This is a genomic window from Methanomicrobia archaeon (assembly GCA_016930255.1).
Classification (GTDB): Archaea; Halobacteriota; Syntropharchaeia; order Alkanophagales; family Methanospirareceae; genus JACGMN01.
On sequence record JAFGHB010000027.1, the window covers coordinates 23,564 to 35,235 of the forward strand.

An 11,672-nucleotide genomic window follows, 5' to 3' on the forward strand; every position below is an offset into this window, starting at 1 on the left:
GGCTACACCGTTTTTTCAGGGATTGATGTTCTTAGAGCGGTGAATTGTTCGTACCATCAATTTTCTGATTTCATCCGCGCTAAAGAGAAGGACGGCAAATGGCAGGAGAATGAGCCAATCACCGAGAGTGAGCGCCGTAGTGCCAATTATGTGCTGTAAAGGCGGGGTGTAGATGATGGCGAGCACCAGGAGTATCTCGAGAGCTATACCAAGAAGCAGATATTTGTTGGTCAGGAGTCCTATTTTAAAGAGGGATTCCTTGGCCGATCGACAGGTTAAGCCGTTGGCCATCTGTGCGACCACGATAGCCGCAAAGGTGATGGAGGTTGCCCTGAGGTAAAGCGGATCTACTTGTGAGAGGCTCATCCCATAGCTCCATCCGCCACTTTTTAAGACGAAGTAATAGCCGGTCAGGGCTGCGATTGCCTCGATGAGCCCGAGGAACAGATATGACCGCGCGAGGCTGCCCCGGGTGAGGAGTCGTTCGTTGCGGCTCCGTGGCGAGCGTGTCATCACGTCCGGTTCTGGCTTCTCGGCGCCAAGAGCTATGGAGGGCACCATCTCCGTGCCGAGGTCGATGGCGAGGATCTGAATCACGGTAATGGGGAGTGGTATACGGAGGAGTATGAAGAGGAGGTAGGGTACGATCTCCGGGGTAAGATGCGAGAAGATATACGTGATGAAACTCCGAATATTATCGAAAACGGTTCGCCCTTCTTCTATTGCCGATACAATCGTGGCGAAGTTATCATCTATCAGAATCATATCAGCCGATTCTCGCGCGACATCAGTTCCTGCTTTACCCATAGCAATGCCGATATCCGCCTCTTTAAGCGCCGGTGCGTCATTGACGCCGTCACCGGTTACCGCCACGATCGCCCCCATGTCCCGTAAGGTCCTCACGATGCGGAGCTTATGAGTCGGCGTGGCTCGCGCAAAGAGCACCTCACCTCTGAGCGCGTCTTCAAGCTCTGCATTGCTCATCCCGTCCAGTTCACGGCCGGTGATCGTCACGGGATCGCTTGCTATCCCCACCTCCTTTGCGATTGCCCTTCCCGTCTCCGGACTGTCGCCCGTTATGAGTATGACGGTGATGCCAGCCTGTTTGCATTTTTCCACCGCACGCGGCACTTCCTCGCGGGGCGGATCCCAGAGCGCGGCGAGTCCGAGGAACACCAGCCCATCCTCGAGCGTTTCTCGCTGGTACTCATCATCGAGCTGCTTTTTGGCAAACGCCATCACGCGCATGCCCCTGCTCGCATAATCCGAGACTTGCGCTTTTATTCGCTCCCTGTCCTCCGCACCAAGGTTTTTGGAGGCGTTTTTCCCCGCAGCAATGCGAGTGCATCCTGCAAGTATGATCTCGGGTGCACCCTTCGCGTAGAGTACGAGTACGTCATCTTTACGGTTCACCGTGCTCATCATCTTCCGTTCCGGAGTGAAGGCGAGTTCCTCCACGCGTTCCCACTGAGTTTGCACCTCGTCCATGACGGCCAGTGCAGCTCGCAGAAGTGCCGCCTCGGTCGGCTCACCAATTACCTTGTTTCCTTCTACTTTCGCATTGTTGCACAGGATCGCGCCGAGCAGCAATTCGCACGGCTCCGCTTGACTTATTCTGCTACTGCCGGTGGGTGCTGTGTAAAGGTACTCGAGGGTCATCTCGTTCTTCGTGATGGTCCCGGTTTTATCCGTGCATATCACGGTCGCATCTCCCAATGTCTCCACTGATGAGAGCCTCTTTACGAGCGCATTCTTCTTTGCCATGCGCTGAGTAGCAAGGGAGAGGGATAACGTGACTGTGGGCAGCAGCCCCTCAGGAACGCACGCCACGATAATACCAATGGCAAAGAGGAAGTTGTCCCAGACGGTTATGCCGATGAGATCCCCGGCGGCGAAAAATATCAGGCCGAGACCGATTGCTATACTGGCAATGACACGAATCACCAGGGTAAGCTCTCGCTGAAGCGGTGTAGGCGCCTCTCCCACCTCCTGCGTGAGATGGGCTATCTTCCCAAATTCCGTCGCCATGCCGGTGGCAAAGACTGCCGCGATACCATTCCCCCGCACCACGGTCGATCCGGAATAGATAAGGTTAGCAAATTCGATATCGCTCTCTTCGGGAAGATCCGTCCTTGGTTGCGGCTCTGATTCGCCCGTCAGGGTAGAGTTGTCCACGGCAAGGTCAACCGCTTTGATCACTCGTGCATCTGCAGGCACACGGTCGCCTTCCTGCACCACCACGATGTCTCCGGGCACGATCTCTTTTGCGGGTATCTGTACTTCCTCGCCACCTCGAATCACGCGGGCTTGATGTGGCATCAACTTTTTTAACGCCTCTGAAGCTTTCTCCGCACGGTATTCCTGCAGAAAGGAGAAGAAGCCGTTGATGAAGATCACTATGATTATCGCATAGCCCAGGTTTGCCATGCTCACATCCTCTCCAAGGCGGCTTGCGAGAATGGCGAGTCCGGCGGCGATCCACAGGAGTATCGCGAACCAGTTCACCAGGTGGGATGCGAATTGATATGTCCGGCGAACCTGTTTTCGCTTAACGATTACATTTGCTCCGAAATCCCCGAGCCGTCTTTCTGCTTCCTTGCTCGTTAAGCCCAATTCAGTAGTATTCAGTTCTCGGAGCACCTGCTCTTTCGAGAGGGTGTGAATCTTCATGGTTGTGGTCTCCAGACTAAGACGTCACAGAGTATGTGGGATAACAGTTCTTCGATTGGATTACCGGCTACTACCTGTTTTAAGACCCCCCTTCGACTTGCTCCCACGAGCACAAGCGTGTGTCTTCCGATCGCCGCTTCCTTGAGAATGGCCGTGGTGCTACTGGACGCCACTACGGCGCGCATCTCAACCGGGACACCTTTTTCCTTCAGTGCCTTTGTCACTGGCATCATATTCCCCTCGCCATAACGGCGGAGTTTCTGGAGCTTTTCTGTAGGGAGGTAATACCAGTGCTGGCGCTCGACCACATGCAGGAGCTCGACCTGATAGTGGTAATAGGCAGCAAGGCTCGAGGTGAGCAGTATCCGTTCGCCGGGGTTGTTTTCTCTGTGCGCAACGGGTACGAGCATGCTCTTCCCCCTCTTCGCTATTCCTGCGGGTTTCACGGCGAGGACGGAGCACGGCGCTTTGAGCATGAGCTTCTGAGTGATGCTCCGCACAAAGAAGCGATGATCTCCCCTGCGGGTAGCTGCGACTACCAGGTCGGCATGTTCTCCGGTAACCGCGTCGAGTATGGTTTTTACAACTTCCCCGCTTCGAACCGCGCCGCTCGGGTGGATACCACAGCCCCCTGCCTGGTGGCAGACGCGTTCCACGGCAGCGGATAAATCCTCCCGCTCCACCTCGCCGGTATCAACCGCAAGGACGATCAATTCACTCCCGCATGAGGTGGCGATGGCTATGGCATGGCGAGCTGCGAGTTCGGAATGGAACGAGCCATCCACCGCGGATACTATTTTCCGATATGATGTATCCCCCCTTACCATTTGGTCTGCTCCTTTATACAGGCTATAAGTATATAGTGCGTGATCTACCTTTTGACTTATAGCGGCTCGAATCCCTTAATGAGCGAACGGAAAACCATCAAAGCCGGAATGATCTCCAGACGACCGATCCACATGTTCACTATCAGCATCACTTTCCCGATACTCGAGAGGCCTGCGTTGGTGATGCCCGTGGACAGCCCCACATTCCCCTGTGCCGAAGCAACTTCAAATACAATTTCGCTCAAGGTGTACTGGGCGGCGACGACGTGTGCTAACACACCTACACCGAGGAACAAGAATACGATCCAGAGGAGGATGACCGAATTTGCTGCTGATGAGATTCGGTTGAATTGATCTTCATTTAAGAACCTGTCCCCGAATCGAATGCCTTTTATCGCCCTTCTCGGTAAGAGCGTTTTTGTTAATGACCACCTAATCCCCTTCCACGCTATTACTGCCTTTATAAGTTTAATCCCACCGGCCGTCGAGCCCGCCCCGCCACCGATAATCATCGCGAGAGCTACTATACCGAGCGCAGTTCCTGACCAGAGTCGCACATTGGTCGTCTGGAATCCAGTGCAGGTGATTCCAGAGATGAGTTGAAAGGCAGAGAACCGGAAAGAGGCAACGAGAGAACCGTAGGCGGTGAAATAGTTCTCCAAAAAGAGGGGGATGAACAGCAGGAGGAGTATGACAAAAAGGGCTCGGCATTGCATATCATTCAGAAACGCTTTTATATCCCCTTTTAATACCCGGTAATGCACCAGAAACGGGATGGCCCCGAGGATCATTAGGGGTATGATCGCCAGTTCGATCTGGGGATTGTTATAAAAAGCTATGCTGGTATCGGTTATAGAAAACCCACCGGTTCCAATACCGGTCATCGCGTGATTTATCGCTTCCCAGGCACTCATGCCCGCGAGATAAAAGAGCGCGATGCCGAAGGCAGTGAGAAGGAGATAAATCCACCAGATGATGCGCACGGTGGAGATAACGCTCGGGTGTATCTTCTCCTCGCGCGCTTCCGCTTTGTAAAGGAGAGAGGAAGCCGTTCCCGGACGCGCTAAGATCGTCACCATCAGCACAATCACTCCAATGCCGCCCACCCACTGCATCAAGCTTCGCCAGAACTGCACCGTATGCGTAAGCGCAGAAGGATGCGCGACCATCGTCAATCCCGTCCCCGTCCAACCGGACATGCCCTCGAAGAAAGAATCGAGGGGGTTCATGCCTTCAATGAAGATGAACAGGAGTGAGCTAACTGCGGGGACAATGAGCCACGCTAATGCTGCCGTAATCATAGCGTGTTTCAGCTCGGGCTCTTTCTCGCTCCTGCAGAAATGTCTGAGCAGTAAGCCGAGGCCAAGAGTAGAAAGAGCGATCAGGAGCACGGCGTCCAGGAGGAAGAGCTCATTGAAAAAGCCAGAGACGATGAGCAGCACGAGCATGAGAACTCCCACAATACCCAGAATACTGCCGAGATCTTTAAGCACGATTCTCAAGTTTGGAAACACGTATCATCCACTCCTGCGTTCGTAGTAGCACGTTAAAGAGTAAGTCTAAAATCTCCCTTTCCCTCTGGTTTATTTTTTACCGTGGTTATATCTATCAATCAAACACTTCGATAAAAAGAACCTTGTGCTTTTTTCTTTAATTAAGTATGATTCTCCTTTGTAAAAAGGGAATAGGTGCATGGACAACCGGATCGTTTTCGGCAGCGTTGGGAGCGTCATCAAGTATCTCGGTATCATGATGATTGTGCCGCTGGCCGTGGCATTCTGGTATGGCGACCGACCAGTACGTCTCACGTTCTTCATGGTTCAAACCTGGCTCATCCCGCTGGCGATGACCGTCATCTTCGGATTGATTTTGGAGAAGAAAGTGGGTACGACGGGGGTGATAAAGAGACGAGAAGGGTTTGCCATTGTTGCCCTGGGGTGGCTCGCGGTTGCCTTTTTCGGTGCGCTTCCCTACATCTTCTCAGCGACGTTAAGTCCAATTGACGCTTTTTTTGAGTCCATGGCGGGCTTCACCACCACGGGCTCCACCGTGATGCTGAACCTTGATCAGGTCGATCGCAGTATCATTTTCTGGCGAAGTTTCACGCAGTGGATTGGCGGTATGGGCGTCATTCTGCTCTTCATTGCGATTCTTCCGACCTTCGGCATTGCGGGCAGCCAGTTGTTCGACCGCGAATTCCCGGGACCGATGGCAGAACGGATTCGACCGCGAGTACAGGTGACCGCACGAATGCTCTGGTCGATCTACGTGGTATTGACCTTTATAGAAGTATTGGCGCTGTTCTTCGTGGCAAAGATGCCCTTGTATCACGCGCTTTGCAATACCTTCAGCACGCTGCCGACGGGTGGCTTTTCTCCTGATCCTGCAAACATCGCCGGCTACATGAACCCCCGAGCTGACTTCATTATCATGGTCTTCATGTTCCTCGGCGGGATGAACTTCATCTTGCACTACTCGCTGGTGAGAAATCCCCGGAAGATACTGGCGAACAGGGAATTTCAGGCCTATTGCTTCTTTATGTTCGCGGCTATTGCCATCTTAGTCGCCGATTTGTACATCCGGAACTATTACTCCTCATTGCTCGATGCATTCCGCTATGGCGGCTTTCAGGCTATCTCGTTCATGACCACGACGGGCTTCACCACCGCGGATTTTGATGCGTGGTCACATTTGGCCAAGATCGTGCTGTTGAGTCTGATGTTCATTGGCGGCTGCGGCGGGTCAACCGGCGGGAGCATAAAAGTCATCAGGATCTACGTGCTGCTCAAAACCATCAAGCAGCGGATTCACAGGATACTCTATCCTCATGCGATCTTCGTACTGAAGATCGGTGGTAAGCCGATCTCTGAGGACATCATTCAAGGGATCAGTGCGTTCTTCATCTCTTATATCATGGTCTTCGCTCTGGGCTCAATTGCCATGGCTGCGTTGGGCTTAGACATACTCAGCGCTGCCTCTTCCGTAGCAACGACCCTCGGCAATGTCGGTCCCGGCTTTGGTCTTGTAGCGGCCAATTACGCCTCTGTTCCAACGATAGGGAAACTCATTTTGTCCTTTTGCATGTGGCTGGGGCGGTTAGAGATCTTCACCGTCTTCGTTCTGCTCTCACCCGCATTTTGGAAAAGGTGATGCGTGCGCCGTTTCTGCCGTGATTAAATTCAATCGAAATGCACGCAGAAACAAGAAGAAAGACGCAACTGCCTGCCGTTCCCTCCATCTAACTAATACCGTCTAGCAGGCACTTAACTCAGAAGACTTTGTCATGGGCGAAGAGGGCACTTATCGCCTCTACTTCCTTCGCCTTCGCGAATATCGTTACGTGATCGCCGGCTTCGATGACCGTATCCCCTTTCGGCATGATTACATCGCTATTTCGCTCTATCGCTACCACGATCCCTTTCTTTATATTCAGTTGCGACAACTCCTTACCTACGGCACGCGAATCCTCAGAGACCACGACCTCAAATATCTCAGCCTTCCCCCCACCGATAGTAAGAAAATCTTTTATCTTCGGTCGTTTCGCCGAGAGGTAGAGATGCCGCGCAACGGTCATGTCCGGGTTTTCAAGCATGGTGACGTTCGCTTTCTTGAACATATCCACGTGCTCTTCCTGATTCACCACGGCGATGGTATTCTTTGTACCCAGTTCCTTTGCCGTGAGCGCCATCATCAAGTTATCCGCATCGTCCGAGGTGGTGGCGATGAGCGCGTTCGCCCGTTGCGCATTCGCTTCCTCTAAGGTTGATTTCTGCGTTGCATCGCCAACGATCGTGAGGACATCGTATTTCTCCGCGATCTCCTTGCACCGCTTCTCCATCTCATCTATGACCACCACGTCATTCTTGTCTTTCGTCGCGATGTCCACCAGATTCTTGCCGATTCCGCCGAGCCCTACTATGATCAGGTACAAAACCGAGCACCTCGCTTATCGTTTTGTCTCTACTAAATAATATCAGTTTCTATTTTTTCCTTACTTAATTTCTCTTTTACGTATCTTAACCCTTCGTCAAGAGCTTTATCCACCAGTTCTATCTTTACACCGCCACCCTGAGCGAGCGTCGCGGTTCCGCCACCACCGCCCCCGTATCTCTGGGAAACGTGCTGTAACCACTCGTTAGCATTTATCCTGTCGCTCAACTGAGCAGGGACTTCATAAACGCAACTACCCGATGAACCACTGACGAGCATCGTCGTGTTACCCTGTTCTGCAAGCTGTGATGAAATACTCCTCAACGCCTTCGGAGTGGGCTCGGGCACCACCGCGGCAATTACGTGAACGCCTTCTATTTCTTGCGCTTGCCCTTGCAGCCGCTCGAGCTCCAATTCTGCAATTTCACCTTGCAGCCGCTCGTTCTCTTTCCTTAACTCTTTCCATTCCTCAAAGAACCGTTCAGCCACAGAGGGCAGTTTCTCCGGGGGGACTTTTAATACGGTAGCTGACTGCTTTATCAGGTCTTCCTGCGCTTGTATCGCCTCGATTGCAGCTTCTCCTGCTGCGTACTCCAATCGCTCGATACCATCCTGTATTCGCTCGATGCGCAAGATCTTTATCGGGCCGCACTCGCCCGTCTTCGACAGATGTGTACCCGCACACGCCTGTACATCCTCGTCCTCGCCGATTCGTACTATTCGTATCTTCTCACCGACAGGCACGCCGCCCTGATAAATACGAGAGCCGTATTTCCGCTCTGCTTCGGTTCGATCCACAAAACCCGTATGTATCTCCAGATTATCCATGACGATCTGGTTTGCAAGCATTTCGATTTCTTTTCGCTCAGCATCAGAGATCCGCTTGAAGTGCGCGATATCAATCCTTGCTCGCTTTTCACCCTTCTGCGCGCCCGCTTGCCAGACGTGATCGCCCAGCACCTTTCGCGCTGCACAGACGACGATGTGCGTTGCAGTGTGATGCTTCTTGTGCGCGGTTCGCCGCTTAGGATCCACACGCCCGGATACTTTCGATCCTGTGCTTAGCGTTCCGTCCTCGAGTTTATGAAGGATAACGCCCTCAACTTCCTGCACATCCACGACCCTTACGGGCTCCGCACGCTCTTCACCGTTCTGCTGCACCACCGTCAAGGAGCCGGTATCCGCAGGTTGGCCACCGCCCTCCGGGAAGAAGAGCGTCTTATCCAGCACAACAGAATCATCAACCACAGCGAGAACCGTAGCTTCGAACGCTAAAGCTGAAGGCTCCTCATAATACAGCTTTATCGTCGCCGGAATTGTCTTCATCTTCTCTCTCATACCTTCTACAGAGGGCTCCACCTCCTCCTTCTGTTCCTCACTGTGCATACGAGCGACCAGCGTGTAAAAGTCCTCGGGAATATCCACGCGTACTTCATTCCCTGATTTCGTGTTCTTCAAGGTGGATACCACGTCTTTCACAAATTCCGGCGGTAGACCGTGCGTATCGTATAAATTAATGAGCTGGTCAATGGGTACTGTTTGCTCTGGTTTATTTTTATATTCCGTAACGAGCTGCTTTATGATTCGCTCGCCTTTTACGAGTGTCTCGTTATATCGCTGCTGCTCGAGCGAGACGATTTCGACGATTCGATCTATCGCTCGGAGCAACTCAGGGAAAGAGTTTCTGAGCGTTTTTATCTGCAGGAGTATGATCTCTTCCAGCGGAGTTTCTATTTCGAGCGATTTTAACATCCGGAACGCTCGTCGTAAGACCAATCGCGCCAGATAGCCCTCTTTCGCATTGGAAGGCACGATGCCATCGGCGAGCATGAACGCCAGGCATTTTGTATGATCGGCAACCGCATAGATTGTTTCTATTGGCCCCACTATGGCTTGAAGTTCTTCAAGTGAGATACCCAACTGCTCTGCTATCGCGACCCGGCTCAGAGCGCCGGACCAACTCGCCTGCTTTAAAATCAGCTCGGGATGTGTCTCTAACGGATGCTCGATTCCCGCGGCGTTTACCAACTCACGTATCACGTCCGGAAACATCGCGTCATAGACCGTCGGCGTGCCTTTAGAAGCCCAAACAAAGCGCTCCAGCCCGTAGCCGGTGTCCACGATGTACGTGTCCATCTTATGATACGGTTGACCTCCCAAGTGTATGTCACCGCGCGGGGATCGCTCGAGATCCATGAAGACAAGTGTGGCAAGCTCTAATCCGCCGGAGATGACTTCGAGACACGGTCCCGCATTGCCGCCTCCCATCCACGGCGCTTCCTTATACGTTACACTCTCCGTAGCCACGCCAACTTGCTGCAAAAACTCATCGCAGTACCTCACGGTCTCGTTCTTCCAGTATATCTCTTCCACGCCTCGTTTATTGAAGGCGTGATGGCCCATCATCTCGAAAGCGGTTAAGTGACGACCGCTCTTACCTATGGATTCGAGGTCTTCAAGCCGTATACAGGGTTGCGAGATGACGAGCGGGTTCGCAGGCGGTGGGACTTTGCCGGACGTTACAAACGGTTGAAAATCAGCAATCGAAGCGATGGTGAGATAAATATCGTCGCGCCAGCGCGCTACTACCGGATACCTGCTCAGTCGTGTGTGAGAACGCTGCTCGAAGAAGGAGAGGAATGCTTCTCGTACCTCATCCGGACTTCGCTCTTTGAAGATGGGCGAGCCAATAAACGAATAAATCTCACAGGGGGCATCGCCGCACGTCGCTCTCTCACCGTCACGAGCCCAGAAGTACGAGCCGCACTTCTCGCAGTGCTTCCTTGTGAATCCGTTCTCCTTGAAGTATTCCAGTGCGTAATCCTCGTTCTTCATTTTTTTCTTATGCAGATGGGGAAGCGAGACTTAAAAAGCTTTTTGTTTTCTTTCTTCACGACCGTTCGCTTCCGTCTCTTCGGTCTTCGTTTAGCAGTGTGAAGGGAGGGATGACAGCTTGTCATGGAATGAATAAGCGATAAACTACCTACGGATTTAGTGCCCTAAAACTTTTTCTTACTAAGAAAGCGTTTCTCTTATTTAGTAACGATGCAGGGGATACTTTCGGGCGGTCAGGTCGTGGTAACAGAGCTTGACGCAGATAGCTCTGAGTTTCGCGGGTACGGCCGGAAGACGGGTAAAGGTGGAACGGATGAAAGCGAGAGTAACGTCACGCTATCGCTGGAGGAGGCTGCGTTTCTGCTCGAAGCGGGGAAGCTGGTAATCACGAAAGGGCGGGGAAAAAAGCACGTTTTAACGTTTGAAGAGTTCTTGGAGCATTCATTGGAGTTCGTTCCGAACTTTGGAGCGCGCTACATCGTCTACAAGGATCTGAAGGAGCGCGGCTATTTCGTGCAGCCAGGGGGAATTGATTTTTGGCTTTATCCACGCGGTGCGAAACCGGGCGCGAAGCCAGCGCGGTATTTCATCCGCATTTTATCAGAGCGTGAATTCTTAGCGGTAAAGGACTTGGAGGGACTCATTGATTTAGCGCATAACATGCGTAAGGAGCCAATCATTGCGGTCGTGGATGACGAAAGTGACATCACGTACTACGAAGTGAAGGGAGCAACGTTTGATGCAATTGGCAAGCGCGCGACGCGCGGAGGAGGAGACGGAAAAGAGAGCGGTAAAGCGTTTTTACTTGGTGATAAGGTAATCTTGTGGGATACCGACTTAGCGGCGGACATCCACAAGAACGATTTTTACGGCACATTAACGAAGGAGAATCGGCTACTCCTGTCGTTCGTTGAAGCGGCATATTTGATAAAGAGAGGGCTGCTGGATCTCGATTTCGATGCGTTCGTCGAGCATGCAGCACGCGTAGAGAGCAATTTCATGGCTAAATACGCAGTTTACACGGATTTACGGGAAAAAGGGCTGACAGCAAAGACGGGTTTTAAATTTGGCTCGCATTTCAGAGTTTACAAGGCGCTGGATCAAAAACATTCGCTTGATTTGATCCATGTGCTCCCCCACGAGCATGTTTTCTCAATGCCTGAATTGGCACGCGCAGTACGGTTGGCGCACGGCGTGAAGAAGCGGATGGTTTTCTCGTTCAAAACGGCCGCTGGTGAGGAAAGCAGAATCAGATATGTGGTCATAGGCAGGATGAAGCTGTAAGACAAAAGTTTGCAAATAAGCCCCATTTATAGTCAAAACCCAAACAATTCATACTTAACACCCTCGCCTAGAAACCGCTCGATCCAGCCATGCGCGAAACTAAGCCGTGATGAAAATTCCTCAAAA

7 protein-coding genes are annotated in these 11,672 nt (G+C 52.3%); 2 read left to right on the top strand and 5 right to left on the bottom strand.

Going from position 1 to position 11,672, the window contains the following annotated elements; genetic code table 11:
* Positions 1–15: 15 nt before the first annotated feature.
* Genes JW878_04685 through JW878_04695 form a run of 3 tightly spaced genes read right to left on the bottom strand, consistent with a single transcriptional unit; the run spans position 16 to position 5,011 of the window.
* A complete protein-coding gene (locus tag JW878_04685) occupies positions 16–2,670 on the bottom strand; it encodes a cation-transporting P-type ATPase (GenBank protein MBN1762358.1) in 2,655 nt (884 codons plus the stop codon).
* The gene (locus tag JW878_04690; GenBank protein ID MBN1762359.1) at positions 2,667–3,497 is read right to left on the bottom strand and encodes a universal stress protein; all 831 of its coding nucleotides are present in this window, start codon (positions 3,495–3,497) and stop codon (positions 2,667–2,669) included. The genes JW878_04685 and JW878_04690 overlap by 4 nt, the downstream gene beginning before the upstream one ends.
* A 56-nt stretch (positions 3,498–3,553) precedes the next feature.
* On the bottom strand, positions 3,554–5,011 hold the full coding sequence (locus JW878_04695; GenBank protein MBN1762360.1) for a TrkH family potassium uptake protein: 1,458 nt from the start codon (positions 5,009–5,011) through the stop codon (positions 3,554–3,556).
* A 178-nt stretch (positions 5,012–5,189) separates the two neighbouring features.
* Here JW878_04695 and JW878_04700 point away from each other — a divergent pair, with 178 nt between their 5' ends.
* Positions 5,190–6,647: a TrkH family potassium uptake protein gene (locus tag JW878_04700; GenBank protein ID MBN1762361.1), complete on the top strand. Its 1,458-nt coding sequence runs from the start codon at positions 5,190–5,192 to the stop codon at positions 6,645–6,647.
* Between the two features lie 118 nt (positions 6,648–6,765).
* Here JW878_04700 and JW878_04705 read toward each other — a convergent pair whose 3' ends face one another.
* Positions 6,766–7,428 carry an NAD-binding protein gene (locus JW878_04705; GenBank protein MBN1762362.1) on the bottom strand — a complete coding sequence of 221 codons (663 nt, stop codon included), beginning with the start codon at positions 7,426–7,428 and terminating at the stop codon, positions 6,766–6,768.
* 32 nt (positions 7,429–7,460) lie between these two features.
* Entirely contained in the window at positions 7,461–10,262 is a 2,802-nt protein-coding gene (gene alaS, locus JW878_04710) for an alanine--tRNA ligase (GenBank protein MBN1762363.1), read from the bottom strand.
* A gap of 210 nt (positions 10,263–10,472) precedes the next feature.
* On the opposite strand from alaS, the gene endA reads away from it, so the two are divergent.
* A complete protein-coding gene (gene endA / locus JW878_04715; GenBank protein ID MBN1762364.1) occupies positions 10,473–11,546 on the top strand; it encodes a tRNA-intron lyase in 1,074 nt (357 codons plus the stop codon).
* The last annotated feature ends 126 nt before the right edge of the window (positions 11,547–11,672 follow it).